At 64.2% G+C, this 13,254-nt stretch carries 13 protein-coding genes; 4 read left to right on the top strand and 9 right to left on the bottom strand.

Translation table 11 applies throughout. From position 1 onward, the window contains the following. Positions 1 to 219: 219 nt before the first annotated feature. Positions 220 to 2,565, bottom strand: a complete 2,346-nt coding sequence (locus tag M1D44_RS01650) for an NADP-dependent malic enzyme (RefSeq protein ID WP_112183646.1) — start codon at positions 2,563 to 2,565, stop codon at positions 220 to 222. Between the two features lie 161 nt (positions 2,566 to 2,726). On the opposite strand from M1D44_RS01650, the gene thiL reads away from it, so the two are divergent. Genes thiL through M1D44_RS01635 form a run of 3 tightly spaced genes read left to right on the top strand, consistent with a single transcriptional unit; the run spans position 2,727 to position 4,920 of the window. Then, on the top strand, positions 2,727 to 3,812 hold the full coding sequence (gene thiL, locus M1D44_RS01645; protein WP_024979114.1) for a thiamine-phosphate kinase: 1,086 nt from the start codon (positions 2,727 to 2,729) through the stop codon (positions 3,810 to 3,812). Next, a complete protein-coding gene (locus M1D44_RS01640) occupies positions 3,809 to 4,387 on the top strand; it encodes a phosphatidylglycerophosphatase A family protein (protein ID WP_316854223.1) in 579 nt (192 codons plus the stop codon). The genes thiL and M1D44_RS01640 overlap by 4 nt, the downstream gene beginning before the upstream one ends. 32 nt (positions 4,388 to 4,419) lie before the next feature. Then, positions 4,420 to 4,920 (top strand): CinA family protein, encoded by a 501-nt coding sequence (locus M1D44_RS01635; RefSeq protein ID WP_024979116.1) that lies wholly within the window; start codon positions 4,420 to 4,422, stop codon positions 4,918 to 4,920. 1 nt (position 4,921) lies between these two features. Here M1D44_RS01635 and M1D44_RS01630 read toward each other — a convergent pair whose 3' ends face one another. Next, positions 4,922 to 5,140 (bottom strand): metal transporter, encoded by a 219-nt coding sequence (locus M1D44_RS01630; RefSeq protein WP_102066830.1) that lies wholly within the window; start codon positions 5,138 to 5,140, stop codon positions 4,922 to 4,924. A 40-nt stretch (positions 5,141 to 5,180) separates the two neighbouring features. Beyond that, positions 5,181 to 5,996, bottom strand: a complete 816-nt coding sequence (gene pyrF, locus M1D44_RS01625; RefSeq protein ID WP_316854222.1) for an orotidine-5'-phosphate decarboxylase — start codon at positions 5,994 to 5,996, stop codon at positions 5,181 to 5,183. Positions 5,997 to 6,206: 210 nt separating this feature from the next. Here pyrF and corA point away from each other — a divergent pair, with 210 nt between their 5' ends. After that, the gene (gene corA, locus M1D44_RS01620; protein WP_024979119.1) at positions 6,207 to 7,169 is read left to right on the top strand and encodes a magnesium/cobalt transporter CorA; all 963 of its coding nucleotides are present in this window, start codon (positions 6,207 to 6,209) and stop codon (positions 7,167 to 7,169) included. A 13-nt stretch (positions 7,170 to 7,182) separates the two neighbouring features. Here corA and mtgA read toward each other — a convergent pair whose 3' ends face one another. The 6 genes from mtgA to M1D44_RS01590 form a co-directional block, all read right to left on the bottom strand. Beyond that, the gene (gene mtgA, locus M1D44_RS01615) at positions 7,183 to 7,887 is read right to left on the bottom strand and encodes a monofunctional biosynthetic peptidoglycan transglycosylase (protein ID WP_012436427.1); all 705 of its coding nucleotides are present in this window, start codon (positions 7,885 to 7,887) and stop codon (positions 7,183 to 7,185) included. Positions 7,888 to 7,907: 20 nt separating this feature from the next. Beyond that, a complete protein-coding gene (gene aroE, locus M1D44_RS01610) occupies positions 7,908 to 8,822 on the bottom strand; it encodes a shikimate dehydrogenase (RefSeq protein WP_024979120.1) in 915 nt (304 codons plus the stop codon). An 11-nt stretch (positions 8,823 to 8,833) separates the two neighbouring features. Next, positions 8,834 to 9,748 carry an energy transducer TonB family protein gene (locus M1D44_RS01605; RefSeq protein ID WP_024979121.1) on the bottom strand — a complete coding sequence of 305 codons (915 nt, stop codon included), beginning with the start codon at positions 9,746 to 9,748 and terminating at the stop codon, positions 8,834 to 8,836. Between the two features lie 52 nt (positions 9,749 to 9,800). After that, on the bottom strand, positions 9,801 to 11,897 hold the full coding sequence (locus tag M1D44_RS01600; protein ID WP_316854221.1) for a ribonuclease catalytic domain-containing protein: 2,097 nt from the start codon (positions 11,895 to 11,897) through the stop codon (positions 9,801 to 9,803). Between the two features lie 153 nt (positions 11,898 to 12,050). Continuing rightward, positions 12,051 to 12,629, bottom strand: coding sequence for a chorismate--pyruvate lyase family protein (locus M1D44_RS01595; protein ID WP_316854220.1), 579 nt, complete (start codon positions 12,627 to 12,629; stop codon positions 12,051 to 12,053). Then, positions 12,626 to 13,249 carry a YqiA/YcfP family alpha/beta fold hydrolase gene (locus M1D44_RS01590; protein WP_316854219.1) on the bottom strand — a complete coding sequence of 208 codons (624 nt, stop codon included), beginning with the start codon at positions 13,247 to 13,249 and terminating at the stop codon, positions 12,626 to 12,628. The genes M1D44_RS01595 and M1D44_RS01590 overlap by 4 nt, the downstream gene beginning before the upstream one ends. Between the last annotated feature and the right edge of the window lie 5 nt (positions 13,250 to 13,254).

Raw genomic sequence — 13,254 nt, 5'->3', positions numbered from 1 at the left:
TTTTGAAACCCGTCCGGCCCGGTTCGGACCTCATGTGCTCAGAAGCACCCCTTCAGCCCGTAAGGGTACGCTCATCAATGACAACAATCAACCGACGGTGGAAGTCTGAAGGGTTTTTTGATATAGCTATTTAGTTTGCGGAAATGTAAGTACACGCAAACTTAGTGAATAAAAAAAGGGAGCGCAGCATCGTGCGCTCCCTTTTTGGTGCAGTCGCGATCAGCGTTGCGCTTGCGCAGCGGCATCCACGACGGTCAGGGCCGTCATGTTGAGGATGCGTCGCACCGTAGCCGATGGCGTGAGGATATGCACCGGCTTTTTCGCACCCAGCAGGATCGGACCGATAGCGATGTTGTTGCCGGCGGCCGTCTTCAGCAGGTTGTAAGCGATGTTGGCGGCGTCGATGTTCGGCATGACCAACAGGTTCGCTTCGCCTTTGAGCGGCGAATCCGGCACCAGCGAGTCACGCAGCTTCTCGTCGAGCGCGGCATCACCGTGCATCTCACCGTCCACTTCCAGGTTCGGGGCACGTTCGCGCAGGATTGCCAGCGTTTCGCGCATCTTGACGGCCGAAGGCGCTTCCGAGGAGCCGAAGTTCGAGTGCGACATCAGCGCGACCTTGGGCTTGATACCGAAGCGGCACAGCTCCTCAGCAGCCATGATGGTGATCTCGGCGAGTTCCTCGGCAGTCGGGTCAACGTTGACATGCGTATCCGCCAGGAACACCTGCCGACCCGGCAGAACCAGGCCGTTCATGGCCGCGTACACGCAGTTCGTGCCACCCAGGATCTGGTCGATGTAGCGCAAGTGGGCGGCCGTGTTGCTGATCGTGCCGCAGATCATGCCGTCCGCTTCGCCCTTGTGGACCATGACGGCGCCGATCAGCGTATTGCGGCGACGCATCTCCAGCTTGGCGTACTGCGGCGTCACGCCCTTGCGCGCCATCAGCTTGTAATACGTCTCCCAGTAATCGCGGAAGCGCTCGTCATGCTCGGGGTTGACCACGGCGAAGTCCACGCCTTCGCGCAGACGCAGGCCGAAACGCTCGATGCGGTGGGCGATCACGCTCGGGCGGCCGATCAGGATCGGGCTGGCGAGCTTTTCGTCCACGACGATCTGCACCGCGCGCAGCACGCGCTCTTCTTCGCCCTCGGCAAAGACGATGCGCTTGTTCTCCATCGGCACCTTGCGGGCGGCCGAGAAGATCGGCTTCATCAGCGTGCCCGAGTGGTAGACGAACTGCTGCAGATGCTGGCGGTAGGCATCCATGTCTTCGATCGGACGCTGCGCCACGCCCGAGAGCATGGCGGCCTGCGCCACGGCCGGCGCGATCTTGACGATCAGGCGCGGGTCGAAGGGCTTCGGAATCAGATATTCGGGGCCGAACGACAAGTCCTGGATGCCGTACGCGGAAGCAACGATGTCGCTTTGCTCCTGGCGGGCCAGTTCAGCCACGGCGTGCACGGCGGCAACTTCCATCTCACGCGTGATGGTGGTCGCGCCCACATCGAGCGCGCCGCGGAAGATGAACGGAAAGCACAGGACGTTGTTGACCTGGTTCGGGTAATCCGTGCGGCCGGTGCCCATGATGACGTCGGGGCGCACTTCCTTGGCCAGTTCGGGCAGGATTTCCGGGTTCGGGTTGGCCAGCGCGAAGATGATCGGCTTGTCGGCCATGCGCTTGACCATGTCCTGCTTGAGCACGCCAGCGGCGGACAGGCCCAGGAAAATGTCGGCGCCGTCGATGACTTCAGCCAGCGTACGCAGATCGGTCTTCTGTGCGAAGTGCGCCTTGTCCGGGTCCATCAGTTCGGTGCGGCCTTCGTAGACGACGCCCGCCAAGTCGGTCACCCAGATGTTTTCGCGCGTCAGGCCCAGATCAACCAGCAGGTCAAGGCAGGCCAGCGCCGCAGCGCCCGCGCCCGAGGCCACCAGCTTGACCTTCTTGATGTCCTTGCCGACGACCTTCAGCGCGTTTGTAATGCCAGCGCCCACCACGATGGCGGTGCCGTGCTGGTCATCGTGGAAGACAGGGATCTTCATGCGCTTGCGCAGTTCGCGCTCGACGAAGAAGCACTCCGGCGCCTTGATGTCTTCCAGGTTGATGCCGCCGAAGGTCGGCTCCAGCGAGGCGATGATATCGACCAGCTTTTGAGGGTCTTTTTCGTTGATCTCGATGTCAAACACATCGATACCGGCGAACTTCTTGAACAGGCCGGCCTTGCCTTCCATGACAGGCTTCGAGGCTTCCGGGCCGATATCGCCCAGGCCGAGCACGGCCGTGCCGTTGGTCACCACGCCGACGAGGTTGCCGCGGGCGGTGTAGCGGAACGAGTTGGCGACGTCTTCGACAATCTCTTCACAGGCTGCGGCAACACCCGGCGAATATGCCAAGGCGAGGTCGCGCTGGTTCGACAGCGGCTTGGTCGGCGTGACGGAAATCTTGCCCGGGGTCGGAAACTCGTGGTACTCCAGCGCGGCCTTGCGCAAGGCGGCGCGCTGCTGCGCCTTGAGTTCTTCATCCGTGCGGGCGGGCTGCTGAGGCTGGGTATCCACCGTGGTCATGGGTCTCTCGTATCGGGTGGCCAGCGCGCGCGCCGGCCGTCGCATCTAGCGGGCCACCGGGATACCCTCACGAGCGCCACGGGAATACGGTCCGCCTCCTTGGGCCCGTCATTTTATATAGTGAAAAGCGATCTCACAACGGGATTTTGGGTGGGGGTGACATGCGTATTCGCTACAATATTCCACCGCCCTGTCACGGCACCATCGGGCTTGCCCCATATCTCTCCATCGCCGCCGCCGTGCCCAAGCCCGCAAATTCCAACAACTTCGCAGATCCAGCGGCAAATTTATCCGAATTTGACCTGATCCGGCGCTATTTCACCCGGCCGACGCCAAAAGCAATATTGGGCGTGGGCGACGACTGCGCCCTCCTCGCGCCGCGCCCCGGACACGAGTTGGCGATTTCCACAGATATGCTGGTCGCCGGCCGTCACTTTTTTCCACATGCGGAGCCGCGCGCACTTGGACATAAAGCGTTGGCTGTCAACCTGTCGGATCTGGCCGCCATGGGTGCGGAGCCGCGCGCTTTTACGTTGGCCGTGGCGCTGCCCGAAGCCAACCCTGCGTGGCTTAAACCGTTTTCCGAAGGCCTGTTCGCCCTGGCGGATGCCTTTCACTGTGAACTCATCGGCGGCGACACCACGCGCGGGCCGCTCACGCTGAGCCTGACGGTCTTCGGCGACGTCCCCACCGCTGCGGCACTACGCCGCGACGCTGCCCGGCCCGGCGATGACCTCTGGGTCTCGGGCACCGTAGGCGACGCGCGGCTGGCCCTCGGCGCCCTGCGCAACGAATGGGCGCTTACGCCCGACGCACTCGGACACGTGCAGCCGCGCATGGACATGCCCACGCCGCGCGTCGCACTCGGCCTGGCATTGCGCGGTGTCGCCCGGGCAGCGCTCGACATATCAGACGGCTTGTTGGGCGATCTAGGCCACATCCTCACACAATCCCGCGTCGGGGCGACGATCACGGTCGACGATGTACCGCGCTCGGCGACGCTCGCGGCGCAGCCCCTGGCACTCCAGCTGCAATGCACGCTGGCCGGCGGCGACGACTACGAACTTTGCTTCACTGCTCCTGCCGATGCGCGCGATGCCGTGGTCGCGGCGGGGCAGCGCGCGGGTGTGGCTGTCACACGCATCGGCCGCATCGACGCCGAAACCGGCTTGCGGCTCGTCGATGCCCACGGCATGCCAGTCCTCTTCACGCACGGCAGTTTCGATCATTTCTCTTCCGCCTCATGATGTCTTCCGCTCCCTTCCCGCCCTCCAATCCGCCGGGCCAGCCTGAAACCGTCGTCCTCGAGGCGGGCCAGACCGCGCAGGTGCGGCGCCCGACGGCGCGCTTCATGTTCGGCCATCCGGCACGCATCCTGGCGCTCGGCTTCGGCTCGGGCTTGTCGCCCATCCTGCCGGGCACGGTCGGTACGCTGTACGCGTGGCTGATCTACGTGGTGTTTGCACGGTGGATTTCGGGGCCGACTTGGCTGCTGATCGCGGCGGTTGGCTTCGTGATCGGCATCTGGGCATGCGCCCGCACCGCACGCGATCTGGGCGTGGCCGATCATGGCGCCATGGTCTGGGACGAGATGGTCGCGTTCTGGCTCGTGCTGGCGTTCGTCACGCCCACCACGCTGGGCGGGCAGTTCGCCGCGTTCCTGTGGTTCCGCTTCTTCGACATGGTCAAGCCCGCGCCCATCCGCTATTACGACCGCACGCTCAAGGGTTTTGGCGTGCGCGGCGGCTATGGCGTGATGGTCGATGACATTCTCGCGGCGTTCTACGCGCTGCTCGTGTTTGCGCTGTGGCGCTCGTTTTAACGTCTGACGTCAGAAGCTTCGAAGGCATTGTAATGGCTGAATCCCGCGCCCTGGCCCAACTGGCCGAACTTGTGGCTGACACGCTGAACAAGCGCAGCCTGATGATGGCGTCCGCCGAGTCGTGCACAGGTGGGCTGGTGTCTGCAGCCATCACCGATGTATCAGGCTCGTCCGCGTGGTTTGAGCGCGGCTTCGTCGTCTATTCCAACGAAGCGAAATCGCAGATGTTGGGCGTTCCGGCGGCGCTGATCCGCGAACATGGCGCCGTGAGCGAGCCCGTGGCGCATGCCATGGCCGAGGGTGCAGTGCTCAACAGCCGCGCACAGGTGGCCGTCTCGATTACCGGTGTGGCGGGCCCAACCGGCGGCACGCCCGACAAGCCCGTCGGCATGGTGTGTTTCGGCTGGAGCAACCGCCTGCAGACGCGCGTCGAAACGCGCCACTTCAAGGGCGATCGCAAGCAGGTCCGCCTGCAGGCAGCCGAGCACGCACTGCGTGGCCTGCTCGACTTCCTCGACTCGGCTGAGTCGTGATCTAAATCTCGCTGGGATGATCCGGCCGGCGACGATCTCCGTGATCGTGTTCCGGCTGGTGCTCGTGGTCGTGCTCGTGGCGACGGTCGCGATCATGATCGCGGCGCGTCGTCTCGTGCTGATGGGTGTCGTCGCGCTCTTTCTCGAGCTTGCGGTCCGGGTCCTTGCCAGTCTCTTCTCGGTGCGTACCGGCAACGGGGCGGTGCGGATGCGTGGTCATGGTGTCCTCGCTCTCACCGCAACCGGACCGACAAGGCGGATCAGTTGCGGAACTGGTTGATCTGGTCCCGAGTGGCTAGCGCCACGCGGCGCGCGGCATCGGCGAAATCGCTGTCGGTGCTGGCGTAGAGAATGGCCCGCGACGAGTTGATCATCATGCCGGTGCCGTCGGCCGTGCGGCCTGCGCGCACCGTGGCTTCGATGTCGCCGCCCTGGGCGCCCACGCCCGGAATCAGCAGCGGCATGTCGCCGACAATTTCTCGCACCTTGGCAATCTCTTCGGGGAAGGTCGCGCCCACCACCAGGCCCATCTGGCCGCTGGTATTCCACACGTCGCGCGCACGTTCCGCCACGACCTGATAGACAGGGCGGCCGTCGGTTTCCAGAAACTGCACGTCGCTGCCGCCGGCGTTCGAGGTGCGACACAGCACGATCACGCCCTTGTCGGCATGCGCGAGGTACGGCTGCATCGAGTCGAAACCCATGTACGGGCTGACGGTGACGGCGTCGGCCTGATAGCGCTCGAAGGCTTCCTTGGCGTAGTGCTCGGCAGTCGAGCCGATATCGCCTCGCTTGGCATCAAGAATGACGGGGATGCCGGGATATGCCTCGTGGATGTAGTTGATGAGCTGCTCGAGCTGGTCTTCGGCACGCTGCGAGGCGAAGTAGGCGATCTGCGGCTTGAAGGCGCAGACCAGATCGGAGGTCGCGTCCACAATGGCGCGGCAGAACGAGAAGATCGCTCCGCCCGTGCCCGTCAGCGACGCCGGCAGGCGCGACGGATCAGGATCGAGCCCGACGCACAGCAGGGAGTTGTTGCGCTGCCAAGCGGCAGCCAGTTGTTCGGTAAATCGCATGGTGTCGGGAATGTGAGAGCGGCCGGCCGGCCGCGTGACTTGTCTGCATTTTACCCGTCGGGCGGCCCGGTGGCGGCATCTTCCGGGCGTGGCGCCTGCCCCACGCGTGCGCGCCAAGCCACCGCTTGTGGCTGAACCTGCCGCCTCTTTACGCTACACTCGGCGCGATTTTTTCGCCGCCCGTTCAACGCCTGCTTCAAGGAAACACCCATGATCAACCTGTTCGTCGTGCAAAAAGGCCGTCTCGCGCAGGAACAGGTCGAAGAACGCAGCGAACTCCTGCAGCATAAGCCGATCTGGATCGACGTGATCGACCCCGACGACGAAGAGCTGGCGTGGATCAAGGAAGCCTACGGCGTGGTCCTGCCCGAGCTGGAGCAATTGGGAGACCTGGAAGCCTCAGCCCGCTACTTTGAAGGCGAGGACGGCCACATCCACATCCGCACCGATTTCCTGCTCGACGAAGAAGCTACCTCCCGTAACGTGCGCGTGGCCTTCGTCTTGACCAAGGATGTGCTCTTCTCCATCCACGACGAGGATTTGCCCGCATTCCGGCTGGTGCGCATGCGTGCGCGGCTTCGCCCGGGCTCGGTGCGCAACGCCAAAGATGTGCTGATGGATCTGTACGCCACCGACGCAGAATACTCGGCCGACTCCATCGAAGAAGTCTATGAACGCCTGGAAGATGCCAGCAAACGCGTGCTGGCCGATGAGGTGACCGACGCCGCCGCCGCCGATGTGCTGGAGATCATCGCCCGCGTGGAAGACTTGAACGGCCGGATCCGCCGCAACGTGATGGATACGCGCCGCGCGGTGTCGTTCCTGCTGCGCAGCCAGTTGCTCTCGGCTGACCAGCAGGACGAAGCGCGCCAGGTGTTGCGCGACATCGATTCCATCGAGAACCACACGGCATTCCTGTCGGACAAGGTCAACTTCCTGATGGACGCCACGGTCGGCTTCATCAACATCAACCAGAACAAGATCATCAAGCTGTTCTCGGTGGTGTCGGTGGCGCTGATGCCGCCCACACTGATCGCCTCGATCTACGGCATGAACTTCAAAGTGATGCCGGAGCTGGATTGGGCAGAAGGCTACCCATACGCGATCGTGATGATGGTGGTGTCGGCGGCGATTCCGCTGGTGTACTTCCGCCGCAAGGGCTGGCTGAAGTAGCCCCTACGCCAGGTCAATCCGGCAACGTGGCCGAGCCCATGCGGTTGGCGATTACGGTGGCCTTGCGTGTGAAGTTGACGTGCACGTTGGCGCAGTAGCTCTTCTTGTCGAAGCACTTCGGCGCGGGCAACGCTGCAGCCAAGCGGGCCGCCTGACCTACGGTGAGCTGCGAGGCCGGGCGCTTGAAGTAGTGCTGCGCTGCCGCTTCGGCGCCGAATACGCCTTCGCCCCATTCCACCGAATTCAGATAGATCTCGAGAATGCGTTCCTTGTCGAGCCAGAACTCAAGCATCCACGTGATGACGAGTTCTTCACCCTTGCGCAGATAGTGGCGCTCGCCTGAGAGGAAGAGGTTCTTGGCCAGTTGCTGCGTGATGGTCGAACCACCCGCGACCACGTGGCCGCGCCGCTTGTTTTTCTCCCACGCGTCGAGCATGGCGTCGACTTCCCAGCCGCTGTGCGAGACGAAATCTGCGTCTTCACTGGCGATGACCGCGCGCTTGAGGTTGCGTGATATCTGGTCGTAATTGACCCAGCGGTGGTCGACCTTGCAGGTAAAGACGTTGGCGCCGCACAGGCGCATGCGCTCGGCGCGCATGAAGCTGGTAGACGACGGATCAAACACCTGCCAACTCGCGATGGCGGCAAAGAAGTACAGGTTGAGCGCGACCACGCCCGCGACGAAGCAGCCGATCACGTAGCCGAACCAACGCATCATCGCGGGACTCCGCTCCAGGTTCAGCGAGGCGCGCGAGCCGCGACCGCGGCTTCGCCCTGCAACCCCTCGCGCATGGCGAGCAGCACCGGAGCGGTGTCCGGACGCACGTTGCGCCAGACGAAGAACGATTCCGCCGCCTGCTCCACCAGCATGCCCAAGCCGTCCCATGCGCGGGCGCCGTTGCGCCGGGCGAACTCCATGAACACCGTCGGCCGCGGTCCGTACATCATGTCGTAGGCCAGTGCGTTGGGGCCAAACACCGTGGTCGGGATCGGCGGCACTTCGGCCTGGAGGCTGCTCGCCGTAGCGTTGATGACGACGTCGAAAACGTCGTCCGCAGCAAGCTCGTCATAACCGCCGCCCACGAGCTCGACCTCGTGCAGCTTGGCCGAGACCTCGAAGCGCTCGACCAGCTTGTTGGCGCGGTCGGCCGTGCGGTTGGCAATGAACACGCGCGCGGGCTTGTGTTCCAGCAGCGGCAGCAGCACGCCACGCGCCGCACCGCCCGCGCCCAGGAGCAGCACGCGTTCGCCTTCGAACGAGTTGCCGATGTTGTGGGTGATGTCGCGCATCAGGCCGACGCCGTCGGTGTTGTCGCCAAAGATCTCTTCGCCGTCGAACTTGAGCGTGTTGACCGCGCCGGCAGATTCCGCCCGCAGCGACAGCGACGTCGACATGGCATACGCATCGAGCTTGAACGGCACCGTGACGTTGAGCCCACGCCCGCCTTCGCGCACGAAGGCCATCACGGTTTCGTCAAACGCGATCAGCTCCGCATAGATGCGGTCGTAGCGGATGAGCTGCCCGGTCTGCTGCGCAAACGCAGCGTGGATGGTGGGCGACTTGCTGTGCGAGATCGGGTTGCCGATCACGCCATAACGATCTGTGGGCGGCGCGCTCGCAGCTGCGAGGATGGCCTCTTGAAACGACGACATGGACGACGAAATCAGCGGGTCTGCAGGTGGGTTTCCAGGCCTGCTCGGGTGAACTTGAAGGTGGCAACGACATCTTGGATGTCGACGCGCTTGCGCATCTCGGCCGGGAAGCCGCCAAACGGTGAAGACGAACGCACGATTGCGACGGCCTGCCGATCCAGCACGGGGTTGCCCGAGCTTTTGGCGATCTCGATGCCTTCGATCTTGTAGCCGTCCTGGTTGTAGCCAAGCTGGCCTTCGCGGTTGATGCTGATCACCACGATCAACTCGCCGTACAGCGGGCGGCCGTTCTGGCTGGGAAAGTTGGCGGTGCCGCGCGCTTCGATCTTGCGGCGCACGGCATCGTAGTAGCGGGCGTAATCGACCTGACGCGCGCTGGCGGCCGTCAGCACATTGCGGCGCGGGCGCTTGGCGTAGTTTTCGAGGTTGCGGTCGATCTCGGCCTGCAGGCGGGCGATTTCATCTTGCGTGGTGCGGTCGTCGGTGCCATTGGTGGGCGATGGCTGCGGACGCTCGCCGGGCTTGACCTGACGATCGTTGACCAGCGGTGCGCGGTCAGTCGATTGCGTGAGCAGGCGACGCTGCTCTTGCTCAAGATATTCAACGCGGCGCTGCGTGAGCTTGATGGCATCGCCGGTCTGCTCGTTGGTGTCGGCGGGCAGCGGCGTGGTGGCGCGCTGTTGGTCGTATTCACCACCGCCGTTCAGGTTGACCTGGGCCACAGCCGTCGCCTTGGACGGCGCCGTCGACGACTTGGCGTTCACAAGCACCACATCCAGGCCCGGATCTTCGCGCTTGATATCGAACGCCTCAGGGGCCACCACACGCACGAACAGCAGCAGAACATGCACGGCCAGCGACACCACCAGTGCCTTGGTGAGCGTGCTGCTGCCGGACCAGTCCGGACGGTTTGCAAGGGCGGCCATGAGGCGATTCCTGGTCGATGCGCGAAGAATGAAGGTCAGATTGCGATTGTAGTTAGGCAGGGCCAGGCGTTCCACCGCTCTCGCCGTCTTGCGGCGGCGGCGCCACAGCAGCGTCGGCTTCTGCGCGAGCCTCTTCCTCATCGGCCGCCGGTTGTGGTTCAGCCGGCACATCCGCTTCGTTCTCTGCCTCGGCCAGTTCCTCTTCGATGGCTTCGGCTTCAGCTTGCGCGTCCGTTGCGGGTGTAAGGATTTCGACCACGCGGCACGATACTTCCAGGCTGATCTCGTCGGTGTCCAGGATATCGAGCACGACATGCGTGCCGCGTGGCGTTTGCGCCAGTTCCGGCACCTTCGTCACCAGCGGAATATCGGCGAAGCGCACGGCGCCTTCCTTGAGCACCACGGCCTGCATGCGCGTGCGATGTTCCTGCTTGAGCCAGCGCAGGCACCAGTAGCGCTCCATGGTCGACTGATGATCGGCATAGGCAGCGTAGGTGGCTTCGAAGTCGGCCACGGCAGCCAGCAGGTCGGCATCTTTGGGCTTGAACGGCGCGATCAGCTTGGCTGTCACGCCGTGCTGCGCCACCGCGGCAATCTGCCATTGGTTGACCAGATCGACATAGCGGCGCAGAGGCGAGGTGCTCCACGCGTACTGCGCCACGCCCAGGCCTTCATGCGGCGCCGGATACGTCTGCATGCGCGTGCGGTGCATGCCCCACGCCTTCTGCGTGCGATAGATGCCCGGCACCCCGGCGTCGGCCAGCATGCGGCCCCACGTGCTGTTGGCCAGGATCATCAGCTCGGCAACGATCTTGTCCAGCGGCGAGCCGCGCTTGCGCTGTTCGATCCGCACGCGCTCGCCGCCGCCTTCCGCTTCCGGAATCGCATCGATGTAGAACGAATAATCGCCCTTCTGCGCGCCCTCGGGCTTCAGGCCGCTGGCGATGCGTGCCTGCTGGCGACCGTCGTACAAGGCGCACACAAACGGCCACAGCACCGCCAGTTCGGCCTTGAACGGGTAGTCGCCCGAGCCATCGGCCAGCGCGTCGGCAGTGATCACGTCGTCGAGCAGGTTGTGGCGCAGGTTGGCTGCCACGGTCACGGATTCGCAGCGCGTTTCGCTGGCGGTGACCGTCCAGGTGGCGCGGTCGACCGTCGCATACAGGGACAGCGCCGGGCACGCGCGCCCTTCCTGCAGCGTGTAGCGATCCACCACCGACTCCGGCAGCATCGTGATCTTGTCGCCGGGGAAATACACGGTCGACAAGCGCTGGCGTGCAATCACGTCCAACGGTTCGCCGCGCTGGATGCCAAAGCCCGGCGCGGCAATATGGATGCCGATGCGCACGGTGGCGTCATCAATCGGGGTTACGGAGATGGCGTCGTCGATTTCCGTGGTGGTCACGTCGTCGATCGAGAAGGCGCGCACGTCGGCGGCCGGCAACTCCATCGCCGGTTCCGGCACGGTCACATCGGGAAAGCCGGTGCCCTTCGGGAAGCATTCCGACAAAAAGCGCGCCTCGTGCAGCGCGCGGGCGTTGGCGATGCCGCCCACCGCCACCATCAGGCGCATCGGCGACAGGCCCAGCGCCGTGCACGCCGCGTCGAGTGCCTTGTATTCGAGACTGTTCTTGTCCGGTTTGAACAGCAGTTGCAGCGTCTTCCCGCGGAAGGCCTCGGGCAGGCGCATCGCCTTCAACTCGGTTTCGTATTCGGCCTGCAGTGCGGCTTGTTGCTTCTTGCGCTCCAGGCCCGCGAGCGCGGCTTTCAGTTGATCTTCGGGTGCGCGCTGGTAGCGGCCGCGGCCCTTGCGGCGGAAGTAGATCGGCGAGCCATGCAGCGCGATGGCCAGCGCGGCCTGCTGCGTGGCATTGGCGCCAGCGCCAAAGTATTCCCCGGCCAGATCGGTAAAACCGAATTCATCGGCCGAAGCGCATTCCCAGAGGAAATCCAGGTCGATCTCTGCTGACAGAGCCTGGGCGGCCTGCGACAGCTCCCCTGCGGACGGCTGCGCGAATTGCAGCAACACGTCGCGCGACTTGACCTTGGTGCGCTTGGCACTCGGCAACTCGACCTGATAGGCCTCGCCCTGTTGGGACAAGACGGTGCCCGCGCGGATCTCGCCGCCTTCTTCAAACAGCAACTGCATGGATTTGTATGGATTGCGGCACTCGCACGACCGAGCATCGCTTTGAATGAGATGGAATGGCCGCGCACCCTGACGTCACAACGTAATACGCGGCGATAAAAAGTTGGGGGCGATGATACCGCACTGGCTCAACGCCTGGCCCGCCAAATACGCTTACCGCGGCGGCTGGAAGCCAGCCAGCGCGGGCAGGAAAACCTCCGTCACCAGCATCGCGCTCGCGCCACGCCGGAACACCGATCTGCGGGCCGGCAACCGGGCGGTGCCGGCAACAGTCGCATCGCCCAGCGCCCCGTGCGCACGGCGCACCAGCGGGTGGCGCGCGTCCAGCAAGGCGAATTCGAAGTCTCCGCGCTCGACACGCGGATCGGCAAACAGCGAGTGCCCCAGCGGCTGCGTCCCCAGCGCTTTCAGGAACGGCCAGTCAAGCGCCACGCTGCGCGGATGCACGATGGTGTGGGCATAGACCACCGGGATATCGTCGCAGATCAGCAAAACCTCGCGGACCAGCGTATCGGCAGGGCCGGCCATGCCGAGACAACGCCACTCGTCTCGCAATGGCATCGCCCGCCGCTGGCCGAGTAATTGAACGCGGAAGCGCGACGATGCCGCACGAAGCCGCGCAGTCAGCGAGTCGGCGCCGACTGCCCAGCGCGCCCAGTGCCGGTCATAGACCACAGCCGGGGGCAACGCGCTGCGCCAGAGGCTGCGCGGGTAAGACGGGGAATCGGTCATGCGGCGCTAAACGGATGCGCGGCCAACAGGTCGGCGGGAACGCCGCAGAAGACGAGCACTTCGTCCATGTACTGGGCGAAATCGCTGATGCCATGGTCGCCGCCCTCGATGATGCGGGAGGTCGCGCCAGGAAAGTGGCCAAGCATTTCACGGTAGTCGAGCACCTCATCGCCGGTCGCGGCGAGCAGGTAATAGCGCTCGGGTTGCGTGATGGCGGACACGGCGAGCGCTTGCAGCTCGTCCAGGTGATGCGGCTCGACGCGGATCGTGCCACCGCCATGCCACAGCGGCTGTTCGCCGACGTATTTGGCGAGATCCCGCTCTGGGCGGGTAGCGGGATTGAGCATTGCCGCGCGAAGCCCATGCCGCTCAGCCAGCCAAGTGGCGTAAAAGCCCCCCAACGAGGAGCCGATAAGCACAGGTTTGATGCCGTCACGCGCACCCAACTCAGCGATCAGCGCCTCTATTTCGGCCATCGCCGCGCTGGGTGATACAGGCAATGTCGGGCAAACGTATTGATCTGCCAGTCCCACAGAAGCCATCCGCTTGGCCAACAACTGCGCCTTGAACGAGCGGGGCGACGAACGGAATCCGTGCAGATAGATGATGGATGCCGGCATATACA

The sequence above is a fragment of the Ralstonia sp. SA306 genome, assembly GCF_054792405.1.
This window is presented reverse-complemented; position numbering and strand designations above follow the sequence as displayed.

What these genes read in the sequence shown, in the direction of transcription:
- M1D44_RS01650 (WP_112183646.1), bottom strand. Translation starts at nt 2,565, where the DNA reads ATGACCACGGTGGATACCCAGCCTCAGCAGCCCGCCCGCACGGATGAA.
- thiL (WP_024979114.1), top strand. Translation starts at nt 2,727, where the DNA reads ATGCGTATTCGCTACAATATTCCACCGCCCTGTCACGGCACCATCGGG.
- M1D44_RS01640 (WP_316854223.1), top strand. Translation starts at nt 3,809, where the DNA reads ATGATGTCTTCCGCTCCCTTCCCGCCCTCCAATCCGCCGGGCCAGCCT.
- M1D44_RS01635 (WP_024979116.1), top strand. Translation starts at nt 4,420, where the DNA reads ATGGCTGAATCCCGCGCCCTGGCCCAACTGGCCGAACTTGTGGCTGAC.
- M1D44_RS01630 (WP_102066830.1), bottom strand. Translation starts at nt 5,140, where the DNA reads ATGACCACGCATCCGCACCGCCCCGTTGCCGGTACGCACCGAGAAGAG.
- pyrF (WP_316854222.1), bottom strand. Translation starts at nt 5,996, where the DNA reads ATGCGATTTACCGAACAACTGGCTGCCGCTTGGCAGCGCAACAACTCC.
- corA (WP_024979119.1), top strand. Translation starts at nt 6,207, where the DNA reads ATGATCAACCTGTTCGTCGTGCAAAAAGGCCGTCTCGCGCAGGAACAG.
- mtgA (WP_012436427.1), bottom strand. Translation starts at nt 7,887, where the DNA reads ATGATGCGTTGGTTCGGCTACGTGATCGGCTGCTTCGTCGCGGGCGTG.
- aroE (WP_024979120.1), bottom strand. Translation starts at nt 8,822, where the DNA reads ATGTCGTCGTTTCAAGAGGCCATCCTCGCAGCTGCGAGCGCGCCGCCC.
- M1D44_RS01605 (WP_024979121.1), bottom strand. Translation starts at nt 9,748, where the DNA reads ATGGCCGCCCTTGCAAACCGTCCGGACTGGTCCGGCAGCAGCACGCTC.
- M1D44_RS01600 (WP_316854221.1), bottom strand. Translation starts at nt 11,897, where the DNA reads ATGCAGTTGCTGTTTGAAGAAGGCGGCGAGATCCGCGCGGGCACCGTC.
- M1D44_RS01595 (WP_316854220.1), bottom strand. Translation starts at nt 12,629, where the DNA reads ATGACCGATTCCCCGTCTTACCCGCGCAGCCTCTGGCGCAGCGCGTTG.
- M1D44_RS01590 (WP_316854219.1), bottom strand. Translation starts at nt 13,249, where the DNA reads ATGCCGGCATCCATCATCTATCTGCACGGATTCCGTTCGTCGCCCCGC.